At 56.3% G+C, this 13,003-nt stretch carries 11 protein-coding genes; 3 read left to right on the plus strand and 8 right to left on the minus strand.

Annotated elements, in window-relative coordinates; all coding sequences use genetic code 11:
* Window positions 1-453 precede the first annotated feature (453 nt).
* The 7 genes from ABCS64_RS08845 to ABCS64_RS08875 all read right to left on the minus strand — a co-directional run bounded on the left by ABCS64_RS08845 (window position 454) and on the right by ABCS64_RS08875 (window position 7,099).
* Window positions 454-999 carry an NAD(P)H-dependent oxidoreductase gene (locus ABCS64_RS08845; RefSeq protein ID WP_418891481.1) on the minus strand — a complete coding sequence of 182 codons (546 nt, stop codon included), beginning with the start codon at window positions 997-999 and terminating at the stop codon, window positions 454-456.
* 158 nt (window positions 1,000-1,157) lie between these two features.
* Window positions 1,158-2,063, minus strand: coding sequence for an alpha/beta fold hydrolase (locus tag ABCS64_RS08850; RefSeq protein ID WP_418891482.1), 906 nt, complete (start codon window positions 2,061-2,063; stop codon window positions 1,158-1,160).
* 49 nt (window positions 2,064-2,112) lie between these two features.
* Window positions 2,113-3,681, minus strand: a complete 1,569-nt coding sequence (locus ABCS64_RS08855; RefSeq protein WP_418891483.1) for an ATP-binding cassette domain-containing protein — start codon at window positions 3,679-3,681, stop codon at window positions 2,113-2,115.
* Between the two features lie 126 nt (window positions 3,682-3,807).
* On the minus strand, window positions 3,808-4,536 hold the full coding sequence (locus tag ABCS64_RS08860) for a nitroreductase family protein (protein ID WP_418891484.1): 729 nt from the start codon (window positions 4,534-4,536) through the stop codon (window positions 3,808-3,810).
* 6 nt (window positions 4,537-4,542) lie between these two features.
* Window positions 4,543-4,911, minus strand: coding sequence for a DUF4298 domain-containing protein (locus tag ABCS64_RS08865; protein ID WP_418891485.1), 369 nt, complete (start codon window positions 4,909-4,911; stop codon window positions 4,543-4,545).
* Between the two features lie 93 nt (window positions 4,912-5,004).
* The gene (locus ABCS64_RS08870) at window positions 5,005-5,988 is read right to left on the minus strand and encodes an HlyD family secretion protein (RefSeq protein ID WP_418891486.1); all 984 of its coding nucleotides are present in this window, start codon (window positions 5,986-5,988) and stop codon (window positions 5,005-5,007) included.
* A 76-nt stretch (window positions 5,989-6,064) separates the two neighbouring features.
* Window positions 6,065-7,099 (minus strand): helix-turn-helix transcriptional regulator, encoded by a 1,035-nt coding sequence (locus ABCS64_RS08875; RefSeq protein WP_418891487.1) that lies wholly within the window; start codon window positions 7,097-7,099, stop codon window positions 6,065-6,067.
* A 128-nt stretch (window positions 7,100-7,227) separates the two neighbouring features.
* On the opposite strand from ABCS64_RS08875, the gene ABCS64_RS08880 reads away from it, so the two are divergent.
* From ABCS64_RS08880 to ABCS64_RS08890, 3 genes are read left to right on the plus strand one after another with little or no spacing between them, the layout of a single operon-like run.
* Window positions 7,228-9,315 (plus strand): TonB-dependent receptor, encoded by a 2,088-nt coding sequence (locus ABCS64_RS08880; RefSeq protein ID WP_418891488.1) that lies wholly within the window; start codon window positions 7,228-7,230, stop codon window positions 9,313-9,315.
* 12 nt (window positions 9,316-9,327) lie between these two features.
* A complete protein-coding gene (locus tag ABCS64_RS08885) occupies window positions 9,328-10,374 on the plus strand; it encodes a class I SAM-dependent methyltransferase (protein WP_418891489.1) in 1,047 nt (348 codons plus the stop codon).
* The gene (locus tag ABCS64_RS08890; protein ID WP_418891490.1) at window positions 10,371-11,618 is read left to right on the plus strand and encodes an MFS transporter; all 1,248 of its coding nucleotides are present in this window, start codon (window positions 10,371-10,373) and stop codon (window positions 11,616-11,618) included. Before ABCS64_RS08885 ends, ABCS64_RS08890 begins: the two co-directional genes overlap by 4 nt.
* Before the next feature lie 22 nt (window positions 11,619-11,640).
* On the opposite strand, the gene mltA is transcribed toward ABCS64_RS08890, so the two are convergent.
* Window positions 11,641-12,885 (minus strand): murein transglycosylase A, encoded by a 1,245-nt coding sequence (gene mltA, locus ABCS64_RS08895; protein ID WP_418891491.1) that lies wholly within the window; start codon window positions 12,883-12,885, stop codon window positions 11,641-11,643.
* Window positions 12,886-13,003: the final 118 nt, after the last annotated feature.

Consider the following 13,003-nt stretch of genomic DNA (forward strand, 5'->3'; position numbering starts at 1 on the left):
CGGCGGGCTGGACGTCTGTGGCGTCGGAACATCCGCGGCGAATACCCATCAGCAGTAGCTGCCCGGAAGCCCGCGTCCTTTGGGCGTTTCAGAGGGGGCAGCGCTGGAACCCGCGTCAATTGGGCATTTGCGGGAAGGCATCGCTGAAACCCTTATTCCACGCGGGGTTTGGGCCCGCCCCATCGCTACCGGCGTCTGCCTGCATTGCGCGTTAAGCGCGGCAGCGTCTGCGCACGGTGCGCTGAACGTCTGTGGCGTCCGAACATCCGCATCGAATACCCATCCGCAGTAGCTGCCGGGAAGCCCGCGTCCTTTGGGCGTTTCAGAGGGGGCATTGCTAAAACCCGCGTCAATTGCGCATTTCAGACAGGGCATCGCTGAAACCAGGCGAACGGCAGGGCTGGTTTCCGGCGGCCTGACGGCCCAATCCGTTTGCCGACGGCATCACGCCTATTACAGCGCCGCCAGCCAGGCCAGATAGTCCGCCGCGCTCCGCGCTACCGCCTGCTGCGCGGCTTCGCTGTACCCTGCGTTGCTGTCTATCGTATGGAAGGTAAACGGCGGGCGGTAATCCGCGTTGCAGTATTTCGCCGTGAGTTCAAACGGGCGCAGCGCTTCGGCAACGGTGCAGCCAACGGCACCGTCTGCGCGGTAGTCTCCGGCAGGCGCGCCGAGCGAAACGGCGAGCGCGATTTTTCTGCCTGTTAGCGCTTTGCCTGTCGAGCCGTATGCCCAGCCATAGGTCAGCACTTCATCGATCCACTGCTTCAGCAACGGCGGGCAGTTAAACCAGTACACGGGAAACTGCCACACCAGCGCATCGTGGGTTTCTACCAATGTCTGTTCGGCGGCCACGTCAATCTTGCCCTGGGGGTAGACGGCGTAGAGTTCGTGAACCGTGAAGCGATCGGCGTGCTGCTTGAGCGCGGCCACCCAGTGTTTATTAACGGTGGATTGAGCAAGATTGGGATGGGCAAGAATGATCAGGGTTTTAGGCATGGCAATCTCCTCGAATGAAGTGAAATAAAAGCGCCGGGCCGGTATTTCCATCGGGCCGGCCGACATCTCGCCCAGCGCTGCCCGGTTTTGCGAAACGGCCGGGGCACGGGCGCTCAGCTACAGGATAACGGGATCGTGGATTGCCGGGCCTGGACATTTCAGGCAACCGGAAAAAACGCCTTAACTGCGGCCCACACCATTTCGGGCTGTTCTTTCATCGCTTCGTGCGCGGCAAAAGGCACATTCATCAGATGCACATCCGGCAGTTCGCCGGCAAGCGCCGCCCAATCGGCAAAGGCGTAGAGAAAATCCGCTTCGCCGCGGATCGCCAGCACGGGCGCTTTGATTTTGCGCATGGCTTCATTCGGATACCCGCTTGCGCGTTCGTCCAGCCACATGGCTTTCAGGCTGGCCGCCATTTTGTCCACGTCGGGCGCAGGATTGCATGCCTGGTAGGCCGCCAGCTGATCGGGCAAATTTTCTTTGAGAAATTTTGCGTCTATCGCTTCGAACATCGGGCGATTTCCGGCCAGATGGTCTTTGTGCCAATCGGCACCCACGGTAATGATCTTTTGCACATTTTCATCTTCTGCGCCGAGACGGTAGGCGGTTGTCCCGCCGTCGCTGAAGCCAAACAGGCTGTATGCACCAACGCCGAGCCGACGCAGGATGCAACGCACGTCATCGGCCGCCTGGGCATAGGTCAGCGCGACGTCGCCAAAGGTGGAACGCCCGTGTCCGCGGGTATCCACAGCAATCACGCGAAACCTTTCCTGCAAGCGCGGCAGCAGCGGAGAAAAATCGTCTATCGATCCCAAACCACCGTGCAGCAGCACGAGTATGGGCGCTTGCACCTGTCCGCCGGTTTGGTAATGCAGGCGTGCGCCCTGGTATTCAAGCGTCTGGGATAACATGGTGGCACTCCTCTCTGAATAAATCATGGGTTGGGCCTGCACGGCCGGTGGCTGAGCGCAGGCACGGCGGGCGCCGACGCCCGAGACAACGGCGGCGGCAACGCCCGCTTTGAGCAAGGCGCGGCGACTGATAAAGCGCGGCGTATTCATCGAAATTCCTGTTCGCCCAGAAAAAGCCGAAAAGGCAAAGCACTGGGAATCAAACGTCTATTGCCCCCATTGCATGCGCCTGCTCGGCATCTTTTTCCAGATAATAAATGAACGCCTCTTCTGTATTCGCCTGCCCGCTTTGTTCCAGCAGTTGCGCCGGCGTGCCCACCGCCAGCACGCGCCCCCTGTTCATCAGCGACGTGCGGTCGCAGCGCTCTACCTCATTCATGAAATGGGTAGAAACAAAAATAGTGATTTTGTCCTGGCGCGACAGCTTCAACAAATGCCGCCAGAACATATCGCGCGCAGCCGGATCGACGCCCGATGTAGGCTCATCGAGAATCAGCACTTCAGGGTGGTGCAGGCAGGCAGCGGCGAGTTGCAACCGCTGGCGAATGCCGAGCGGCAGGGCGGCGGGCGCGGTGTCGGCCACATCGGCCAGGTCGAATTGCCGCAAGGCTTCTTCTACCGCCGCTGCGCCCTTGTCGCCCATCTGGTAGAGCCGGGCGTGCAGCTCCAGATTCTGGCGCACGGTCAACTCTTCATACAGCGAAAACGCCTGCGACATATAACCCACGCGCATCCGCGTGGCGATGTTGCCTGCATCGACCGGCTGACCGAGGAGTTCGGCCGTGCCTTCAGTCGCATCGAGAAGGCCGGTGAGCATCTTCATGGTGGTGGACTTGCCGCAACCATTGGCACCGAGAAAGCCGAAAATTTCCCCTTTTTCAATTTTGAAGCTGACATGATCCACGGCGGTGAAATCGCCGAAACGCTTGGTCAGTCCATGCGCCTCAATCACCGGCGGAGCGTTCGCTTCGGGAACAAAAGGGGTGAGCGTCAACCCGCCCGCGCCTTGCTGTTTCTCGGGGGGCAGCATGGCGATATATGCTTCTTCCAGCGTGGCCGTACCGTATTGCGCCAGCACTTCGCGGGTGTGTTTGTTGACCAGCAACTTGCCGGCATCCATGGCCAGCAGGTATTCAAACTGCTCGGCTTCTTCGATGTAAGCAGTGGCGACGATAACCGTCATATTCCTGGTTTCCTGGCGCAATTCGTTGACAAGCGCCCAAAACTGGCGGCGCGAGAGCGGGTCAACGCCCGTCGTCGGTTCATCCAGAATCAGCAAATCGGGCGAATGCACCAGCGCGCAGCACAGGCTGAGTTTCTGCTTCATCCCGCCAGAAAGCTTTCCCGCCGCACGATCCGGAAACGGCGCCAGTCCTGTTGCATTGAGCAACCGCTGGATGCGCGCCTTGCGTTCGGCTGCGTTCAAACCAAACAGCCGCGCGTGAAAATCGATGTTTTCCTGCACGCTCAGCGTGGGATACAGGTTTTTACCCAAGCCCTGTGGCATATACGCAATACGCAGCGACAAGCCCTCGCGCGCTTTTTTATTGGCCATATCGCCGCCCAGCACCTGCACGCTGCCCGTTTGAATAGCGCGCACACCCGCCACCAGCGATAGCAAGGTCGATTTGCCCACCCCGTCAGGGCCGATTAACCCTACCGTTACGCCTTGCGGAATGGACAATGACACATCATGGAGCGCCTGCGTTTTACCGTAACGATGCGAAACCCCTTGCAAGGAAACGGCGAGAGGCGTTGCGGTTTTCATCTTGCCCGTCATCTTTGCTTCTGATCTGCGTCACCGTTCATGCCTGCCTCATGATGGATTTCCCGCCGCACGTCCACGCGGCAGTGCAACGAGGCGTTGCGTTCAGGCAGCTTAGGCAAATACGTTTCAGATCTCCCGATAAATTTCGCCAAACGGCAGCCTGAAGCGCTCGCCCCAGATGCCGTGGCCTGCTTTGCGGATGCCGCAGGCGACAATCATGTTGATTTCGGCGCCACGCGGCAGCTTAAGAATGCGTTTGACGCGACGGCTGTCCAGCCCCTCCATCGGGCAGGTGTCGTAGCCCGCTTCCGCCATCGCCAGCATAAAAGTTTGCGCGGCCAGCCCGCAGCTTTTGTGCACCACCACGCGCATATCGGCTTCGGATACGTCGCGTGTCATCGGGCGGAACAGGCCGATACTCCAGGCCAGCACTTTGCGGAATGCGCCGAGCAGGCCGCAGCAGCGGGCATAGAGAAAAGGCATGAGTTTGCCGTAATACACCTCACTTGTCTTGATCCGTCCTGCCTGCTTTTCTGGTGGGCTGCTGCGTGCGATGTTGCCACGCTCAAATTCCAATACAGCCTGGGCGCGGCGGCGGTGCAGATCCTGGCGGGTGACGAACACGACCATCTGCTGCGCGGTAGTGGCGGCCTGCTGGCCGAGGCAGGCGACGGCAAGCCCTTGCAATACGGCGGGGTCGGTCACGTGGTAGAACTCGTAAAGCTGCATGTTCGAGCTGCTGGGAGCAAGCTGTGCAGTGCGCAGGCAGTGGCGCACAACATCGGCGTCGAGGGGCGCGGCTTCATCGTAATGACGCACGGAGCGGCGCCGGTTGAGGATGTCGTTCAGCGTCACGGTGCTTTACTCCTGATTTCTTGCCTCCGGCGCCGGCTGGGCTTCCGGATCCAAGGCGGCGACGGCCGCGCGCAGCCACTGCCAAGCCAATGTCTGCTGTTCGCCAAAGGCGTTCCACAGCGCGTCTTCGCTCATCACGCTGTATTCGCCTTGGGTGCGCAAGTCCACGTCCAACCCGTTCGCCAGCGCGTTGTAATAGCGGTTGTATTCACCGCCAAAGTAAAACTGCGCCAGCTTTTGCATGATGGCGGCAGCGTGCTGCCAATCGCTCTGCGCGGCTTGCAGTTTGGGCTGCCACTGCATCCATTCGCGGTAAAGCTGCTGGATTTCATCGATGCGCGTTTGTGCTTCGGCAAGCGTCGGTTCGGAGTTCATCGTTGTCCTTTCTGTTATGGATCACGCTTTCCCAACTTTTCCCAAGTTCCAAATACGGATGAACGGCTGAGTGAAAAGAAAAGCACCGTGCCGTCACTGCGGCAGCTTCACCGCCAAATCGGCAGGCCATTGCGCCTGCTCGTTCAGGCGCACGTAGCCGTTGCCCGTCATGCCGCCTTTGAGCAGGCCCTTATATTGCAGGGCGGTTGCCGACGGCACTTTCAGTTTGACCTTGAACATCAGCTTCGCCCGTTCGTTGACGGTTTCCACATTTTTCGGCGTGAACTGGGCATCGCTGGCAACGTAGCTGATTCTGGCGGGGAACACGGCATCAATGCTGTCGAGCACAATGCGCGCTTCGTCGCCCAGCTTCAACTGCGCGACCTGCGGCGCGGGCAGGAAGATATTCATGCTGGCATCGGCCGGGTCAAGCAAGCTGACGACCTTGCCGCCCGCCGCCAGCACGTTGCCAACATCGGCGATTTTATATTCCACGCGCCCGTCAATCGGGCTGCGGATGAGCATGTCGTCGTTGGCCGAAGCCGCTTCGCTCATCTGCGCCTGCGCGGCGCTGATGGCCGCCTGCGCTTCGGCGTGCGCGGCCTTGGCGGCGGCCACCGACGCGGCGGCGCTGTCGCGTTCGGCGCGGCGCTTGCGCAGCTCGCTGTCGGAAATCAGTTCGCTACGGCGCATAGCGTGTGCGTTATCCAGCTCCAGTTGCGCCACGTGCAACCGCTGTTCGTAAGCTTTGATTTCGGCATTGGCGCGGGCAGCCGTTTCTTGCACCCGCTGTTTCTGCGCCTTGGCCGCTTCGACACGGCTGGATGCCGTATCGGATGACAGCTCGGCCAGCACATCGCCTGCGCGCACTTCATCGCCCTCTTCGGCGAGCACGGCCTTCACCCGCCCCGGATACAGCGTCGCCACATCGATACGCTCCAGTTCCAGCCGGCCGTTAGATCGGGCCAGACCGGCGGGCGGCGCGCCAAGCTGTTCCTGCCGGTGAATAAGCCAGCCGCCCACCACCAGTACGGCAAGTACGATGATGCCAAGAATGACGGGCAAGATTTTTTTCATAGACAATCTTCCAAAAAATATTTATGCGCCACTCGATGTTTTTAGCAATTGCACAGAATGTGGTGCCTAATGAAAATCATGGCAAAGTCGTGTCGGGCATCCGGACAGCACTACTGACAGAAGGTATAAATGCTTCGCCAAGGCGTCCTTGAAATACGGATTTGGGCGTTTGACCAAAAAAACGGGAAAAAGCAACGCTGAAATTTCCCGGGTGCTCATAACCGACGGCATAGGCTGCTTCAGCTACCTGACAGCCGCGCTCCAGGAGCTGCCGCGCTTTGTGCATCCGCGCTGCCAGCAACCATCGCGCAGGACTTTGTCGATAACGTTCTGCAAACAGGCGACGCAACTTGTTTTCACTGACACCAATTGCGCACGCCAGTTCATTCAGGCCAACATGGCGATCGGCATTTGCTTCTAGATAGCGTTGTGCCGCCTCCGCTTGCTGTTGTTGTTTTTCTCGTTGACGCAAGCATCCTGAAACCACACCAAGGGCGCGCAAGATTTCAGATAGCAAGGACAAGGCGTAAATATGTGTTTGTACGACATCTTCGGGTACTTCGCATACCTGTCGCAACAAAGCCTGGACGCAGAACGCAACGGACGGCGTCATATCGAGACAAGCCAACTGCCGTAAAGACGGACGCCTGACAAGCATGTACCGTCCTTCGCCAACAATGTAACGCTGCAAGCTGGACTCTCCCAGCACCAAGCGCAATTGGCGCGTTTCGCCAGTGCAGTAGCGTCGCTCGCCTCGAACATCAAGAAAACTGGCAACCACGATGCTACCGGCACGAAAGCGTAAAGCGCCTTCTGTTTCCGCGCAGAAAACTGATTCTCCGAACAACGACAGCGTAATGGCTAGTAAAGGCGCTTCATCATGCCGCAAGCTTTCCTCAACCAGCGGTACACGAGGCCGGTAAACGCTATGAAGAAGATGGAAGTCATCAGCTAAGGCAAGACTATCAGTATAACAATTGCCGAACCGGGCTGGCAAATACTGGTGCTGCCAACCACCAGCCTGCTTACGTATCAGACGTTCAACATCAGACCCGACACGCTGAGAGACATCGCTACTTTTACGAGAGGGGCCAAGAATGACAGAAGGCATAAGGAATCAGTGCATTTTCATAGATAAATAAAAGTAAGCGTTTCTCATTTTATAAGAGAATTTTAATGCTTCTAACGTTGCCACTTCGGCACTGCGACGGCACAACGTACCACCTCAAGGAATTGATCATGCTATCGAAAAAACGATGCCGGATATTTTTCATATCAAGGCAAATGAAATATCAGGCTTATGACTTATACACCAGGAAAATAACAATACAGTTTTTTCTGGGGGCGTTATCCATTTTATTTACAGGCGCAATAAACGCCCAAAACACAGAGGCAGAAGATATCAGCGAACTGCCAACTATAACGGTCACTGCCAACAAACAGAGTGAAACGCTAGCAACGGTTACAGGAAGCATCACAGCATTTGACGGCAACGATCTGGAGAATATTGGGGCACGCAGTCTGGCAGACGTAGCAACAATGACGCCTAGTTTCAGTTTTCAGGAAACGGGGCAGAGCACATTATCACCTCCGGTCATACGTGGCATGACCGCCAATATTATTTCTTTTTCTTCTTCAGCAGTATTGCTTGTCGATGGCGTACCGACTCTGCACGCCTGGGGATTTGGCGACAGACTATTTGGTGTCGAACGCGTGGAGGTTTTACGTGGGCCTCAGTCAACGCTTTACGGACGCAACGCTGAAGCCGGCGTAGTCAATGTGGTTACACGTTTGCCTGATATGCATCCGCATACTTTCGTCAGCGCCGATCTGGGCAGCCACGGCAAAAAGGTATTACGTGCCGATATCAGCCGAATGCTGGTTGAGAATCGGCTCTATGCCAGTTTTGCGGGCGAAACGACGCGTCAGGACGGGTTTATCGATAATGTTTTCACCGGAGGGAAAACAGACGACCGCGCCTTGCACAGCGGGCGCCTTGCATTACGTTGGACGCCTAGCACTGCAACCGATGTCGTTTTACGCGCATCAGCACAACGCTACGACGACGGCGGTGCAACCTGGGGAGCTGTCACCGCACCGCGTTACACCGTACATTCAGGAACGGAAAGCTGGTTGCGCGCTTCGGGGCAAACCGTATCGTTGGATATCAATCATGAAATCTCACCTTATCTGCAGTTGCGTTCGATTACCGCGCGCAACCTTTTCCGTGACCACATGCAGCAAGACACCGATTTTTTACCGACTGAACGCATGTTCATCGGACGTGATTATCATTTTGACACGATATCCCAAGAGCTTCGGCTAGAAGGCTATACAGACGACCGTCTGAACGGTATCCGCTGGATAGCGGGCGTTTATGCTGACCGTGACGATAACGACTGGCGCTTCACACAAAAAACACCAAGGGCCTTGACTCGCACACAAGCCAAGCAGAAAGCACACACAACAGCGCTTTTCACCCACTGGACAATCCCTTTGGCAACACACTGGAATTTGTTGGCTGGTGTCCGCCTGGAAGAAAACAATGTGCGTCTCAAGTTATATGGCAAAAACGAAGCTGAACAACAGCACATCTGGCGGCACACCTCACCCAAGCTTGCGCTGCAATATCAGAATGGCCCGATACAGGTATATGCAGGCTATTCCAATGGCTTCCGCGCCGGTGGTTTTAATGCTTTTTCTTCTCTCGCCAGCCAGCGTGCCTATCAACCGGAAAAATTAGACGCTTGGGAAATAGGCATCAAAGGTTATGCCCTTGCGCATCGGCTTTTTTATAGCGCAGCAATTTATCGCATGAACGTGCATGATATGCAGGTTCAGCAAATGCCGGCACCTGGACAGGTTTTCATCAGTAATGCTGCACGCGCACATTCGACAGGAGCGGAAGCCGAACTACGCTACCGCATCAGCAATAACTGGCAGGTACAAGCTGGGGTTGCACTCAATCGCACACGTTTCAATGAATATCATGATGGCGTCAATAATTACGAAGGCTATCGAAATCCTTTTGCCCCGGATTTGCAGGGAAATTTGAGTCTACGCTATGAAGCCCCACAAGGCTGGTGGGCACAAGCCCGACTACATGGAATGGGAAAAATTTACCTTGATGCCGCTAACCATTACCAGCGTCCAAACTATACTCTTCTTGATCTATCAGCAGGATATTTGTTAGCCAACGCGGAATTGGTTGCTTATATCAACAATGCAACTGGCAAGCGTTACGACGCCATTGGCTATCTCAACGGCATGGCAACTGCCTACAGCGCTCCGCGTGAGTACGGTCTGCGCCTATCCTATCGCTTCTAATGGAGGAACCACATGAGTGCTGACACGCCTCACCCTCTACAGATTTTTTGGGATCAGGCATTGGCTTCAATACATACCGGTGCGTTACTGGCTGCTTTCGAGCATGGACTATTTTTAGAACTTGCGGAAAATGCACCAATATCAGCACCGATACTGGCCCGGCGTTTGGGGTTAAATATTACCCGGACAGAGCACTGGCTAGAACTACTTTGGGGAATGGGCATCTTAGATCGTGCAGAAAAAACCCAGGAAAATGAAAACAGCACATGGTGCTACTACGTACCACCCAGCTTAACTAATTATTTATTCAACGGCACTCAATGCTGCCACGAGGCACTGGCTTTTCGACTACGAGCCATGCATCAATTCGGAAAAAATCTCTCCGGCTGGCTACGCGAAGATTGCAACGTCCTGCCAAAAAGTGCAAATGATGCTGGATGGGCAGCAGCCGCACAAAAGCAAATTGGACAAGAGCAATGTGCCGTAACCGCCGATACGGCTTTGACTTGTGTAGCGTACGCAGAAATTTCTAAAGCATCATGCCGATTCCTTGACTTGGGCGGTGGCCCTGGCTGCGTCGCCATTGCCTTAGCAAAACAGTACGCTGACTGGAATGGTGTCATCTTCGACCTTCCGGAAACAGTTCATGTGGCACGTCAGAACATCGCATTAACTGGGCTGCAACAACGTCTGGAGACACTAGGTGGCGACTTCACTACAGCAGACATCGGCGCAAACTATGATCTGATTTGGTGCTCATCGCTACTGTATTTCACTCATGATCTGGAAATGTCGGCACACAAGCTGCTGGCAGCGCTTGCGCCCGGCGGTACGCTCGTTGCCGTTCATGCAGAACTTCCCAATACACGCAGTGAAGCTGAGCGGATCTTAGCCTATTGTCTGCCTTTGCAATTGCGCGGATGCCAGGTCTGGCGCCAGGGGGAATTCGCCCGAATTTTATGTAAGTCCGGATTCACCATACTGGCGTCTTTCCCTTGCATGCGCTTTCCGCTTGCACCAATGCAAGTCATTATCGCTCGTAAAGAGGAAGCAGGATGAAAACCGCAGATAGTCAAAATATCTGCTGGTGCTGGTATCAGTTCAGTTTCGGCACACTCAATCTTGCTCTAGCGACCCCTGCCATCTATCTGGCTATAGGACTTCCCCTCATTACGCGCCAACACGGCTGGTCAGGAACTGAAATCGGCGTCTTCCAGCTCATGGGATTTCCTGCACTGTTCAAAATCATTATGGCCTGGCCTGTTGAAAACCAGCATGACATTGCAGTGACAAAACATTATGTCCGCTGGGCAACTCTGCTTGGCAGCGCATATCTTCTTGTTTTACTGGCGCTTGCCATGAGTGGTATCGATGCCAATAGATGGCAATTGTTCACCCTGGGTTTGCTCGCTAGCGGACTATCGGCATGGGCAGATATTCCAGTCAATGCACTGGCGATTTATCTATTGCCCCCAGAAGAACGCATACGCGCCGGCGGCATCCGTTCCGCTGCATTATGCCTAGCTGCCATTCTCGGCGGCGGTCTAATGTTACTGGCACAACAAAACTGGGGGTGGCATGCGCCATTTATTTTCATGGCTTCACTGTTATTTGCCGCACTATGGTTACTGTCGACTCTAAGGAAGACGGGGAAAACAGCGAAGACAGAACACCTTGCATTGGTTCCTGAAACGGCATGGCTAGCTACATGGCGAGACTTTTTTCGCCAGCCCGGTGCATGGCGCTGGACACTCCTGTTATTGGGATATTTTCCTTTTGTCGCTACGGGCTGGGTCTATCTCAAACCGCTTTTACTTGATTATGGATTCGCAGCAAAAGAAGTCGCATGGATTGCCGGAGTCGGTGGTGGCGGATGTGCCGCTTTAGCTAGCCTTGCAACTGCTCGTCTGGTAAATCACGGCACCTTGGGGCGCTCCGTACCCTTATGTGCATTCGCCGGATTTGCTACGCTTGTTTTCCTAGCAGCAGCCATCTGGCACCATGCAGATCATAGGGTAATGATTGTTACCAGTCTGTTATTAGCGGCAAGCATGGGAACCACAGCGTCACTCGCATTCAGTTTGATGATGGAATTTGCCCGAGTGCGCCACCAGGCGGTCGATTATGGGCTGCAAGCCAGTCTTTTTACATTGGGGCGACTAACCATACCGCCTATCGCCGGCTTTATACTGGACAGGTTCAACTATGTCGGCATGCTGGCTGCGCTGGCCCTTGGGGCATTAATCATGGCCATGTTTAGCTACATTGCGCCGCTCATTTTAGATCGGCACAAAACAGAATAGATTCGAGTCGCAACAAGTTAATTTAATCTGTACGCGGCGCGGCACCCGGCGGCAGAATCACCCACATCTGCCCCTGCTGGCGCATTTTGCCTGCCCGGTCGCCGGCTTCCGCGCCGAAGCCCCAAAAATAATCGGCGCGCACGACGCCGCGAATGGCGCCGCCCGTATCCTGCGCCAGCATCAGACGATGCAGCGGTGCTGCCGAGTCCGGCTGCGTTGTCGCCAGAAAAACGGGCGCCCCCAGCGGTACATGGCGCGGATCGACAGCAATGCTGCGCCCGGCGGTCAATGGCACGCCCAGCGCGCCGTTCGGCCCTTCGTCGCCATTGACGGCGGATTCGCGGAAAAACACGTAGCTCGGATTGCTGTTGAACAAAGCGCCCGCCCGGCCCGGATTGGCGCGCACCCAGGTGCGGATGCCTTGCATCGACGCCTGTTCGACCGTCAATTCACCGCGCTCGACCAGTTCGCGGCCAATGCTGCGGTAGGGGTGCCCGTTCTGGTTGGCGTAACTGAGCCGCACCATGCGGCCATCGGTCAGGCGCACACGCCCGGAGCCTTGCACCTGCAAAAAGAACAGGTCGACCGCATCATCCACCCAGAGCAGCGCATGATCGGCGTATTTCTGCATCTGACTGGTGATTTCGGCGCGCGAGTAGTACGGCACCACCTTATTGCCCTGTAAACGGCCGCGCAGACGCTGGTGCTTGAGGTCAGGCAGAACCGCGGACAGTTCGATGGTCAGCAGGTCGTCCGGCACACCCAGCGCCGGATAGGCGAATTTTGCCGTGCGCTGGCGGGCGCCTTGCAGTAGTGGCTCGTAATAGCCGGTGATGAGGCCGCTCGTCGAGCCATCCGGGTTGGTTAGGCGATAGGGACGAAAATGCGCCTCGAAAAAGCGGCGCAGCGTGGCCTGATCCGTCACCACGAGCGGTTTCGCCGCCTCACACGCCGCCCGCCATTGCGGCCATTGCGGGCGCTTTGACAGCGCCAGGCAAGATTGCAGGAAGGCCGGCCAGGCGGCGGACAGATCTTCGTTTTCCCAGCCGGGCAGATCGCGCCAGCTGGCCGGCTGCATCGGTCTCACCGACCTGTCTGCCGGCAGATCAGCCACCGTATCAGAAGCCGTTTTTGCCGGCGGCGAAGAGGTTGCCGGTGTCGTCGGGCAAACCGGGCATTCCGGCGCCGTCGAACACGCCGAAAGCCACAGCGCCGCCAGCGCGGCGGCATAAAAACGCATCGCCTGCTTGGGTCTTTCTTGCATCATTTGATAGAGTAAAGATTCTTCTGAAAGCACGAAGTATAGCCAAACACGCTGTTTTCCTACGGCATTGCCGCTTTTTGCAGCGCCCTCTGCCACCCGCCTGTTTGGCTTTATTTCTTGT

Source organism: Dentiradicibacter hellwigii, from assembly GCF_041770905.1.
Lineage (GTDB): Bacteria > Pseudomonadota > Gammaproteobacteria > Burkholderiales > Rhodocyclaceae > Propionivibrio > Propionivibrio hellwigii.

Excerpts from the sequence above, each read along its gene's own strand:
- ABCS64_RS08880 (WP_418891488.1), top strand. The coding sequence starts at position 7,228 with ATGCTATCGAAAAAACGATGCCGGATATTTTTCATATCAAGGCAAATG.
- ABCS64_RS08875 (WP_418891487.1), bottom strand. The coding sequence starts at position 7,099 with ATGCCTTCTGTCATTCTTGGCCCCTCTCGTAAAAGTAGCGATGTCTCT.
- ABCS64_RS08865 (WP_418891485.1), bottom strand. The coding sequence starts at position 4,911 with ATGAACTCCGAACCGACGCTTGCCGAAGCACAAACGCGCATCGATGAA.
- ABCS64_RS08890 (WP_418891490.1), top strand. The coding sequence starts at position 10,371 with ATGAAAACCGCAGATAGTCAAAATATCTGCTGGTGCTGGTATCAGTTC.
- ABCS64_RS08855 (WP_418891483.1), bottom strand. The coding sequence starts at position 3,681 with ATGAAAACCGCAACGCCTCTCGCCGTTTCCTTGCAAGGGGTTTCGCAT.
- ABCS64_RS08845 (WP_418891481.1), bottom strand. The coding sequence starts at position 999 with ATGCCTAAAACCCTGATCATTCTTGCCCATCCCAATCTTGCTCAATCC.
- ABCS64_RS08870 (WP_418891486.1), bottom strand. The coding sequence starts at position 5,988 with ATGAAAAAAATCTTGCCCGTCATTCTTGGCATCATCGTACTTGCCGTA.
- ABCS64_RS08885 (WP_418891489.1), top strand. The coding sequence starts at position 9,328 with ATGAGTGCTGACACGCCTCACCCTCTACAGATTTTTTGGGATCAGGCA.
- mltA (WP_418891491.1), bottom strand. The coding sequence starts at position 12,885 with ATGATGCAAGAAAGACCCAAGCAGGCGATGCGTTTTTATGCCGCCGCG.
- ABCS64_RS08850 (WP_418891482.1), bottom strand. The coding sequence starts at position 2,063 with ATGAATACGCCGCGCTTTATCAGTCGCCGCGCCTTGCTCAAAGCGGGC.